Raw genomic sequence first — 344 nt, forward strand, 5'->3', positions numbered from 1 at the left:
ATACGTTACAACTGCATTTGCTGTTCCTGTGAAACTAATCACTGCTGTTGAACCTGAACAAATTGTCGTTGAACCTGAAATTGATGCTGTTGGCAAAGCCGTTACTGTTACTGTAGCACTAGCTGTTTGTGCTTGGCTACAAATTGGGGTTGCTGTGGTTGTTACACTTACTAAAGCATACGTTGAGTTTACCGTCAATACTGGTGTGGTTACACTCGCATTTCCTGAAGCGTCTAATGTTACCGTTTGATTAGCTCCGCCATCAACTGTATACGTTACAACTGCATTTGGTGTTCCTGTGAAACTTACAGTTCCTGTAGTACCTGAACAAATTGTGTTCGCGG

At 42.4% G+C, this 344-nt stretch carries 1 pseudogene; it reads right to left on the reverse strand.

Going from position 1 to position 344, the window contains the following annotated elements:
• Positions 1–344 (reverse strand): annotated as a pseudogene (locus G4L40_RS13250) (hypothetical protein); the annotation flags it as partial.

The sequence above is a fragment of the Flavobacterium celericrescens genome (assembly GCF_011392075.1).
GTDB classification, from domain to species: Bacteria; Bacteroidota; Bacteroidia; order Flavobacteriales; family Flavobacteriaceae; genus Flavobacterium; species Flavobacterium celericrescens.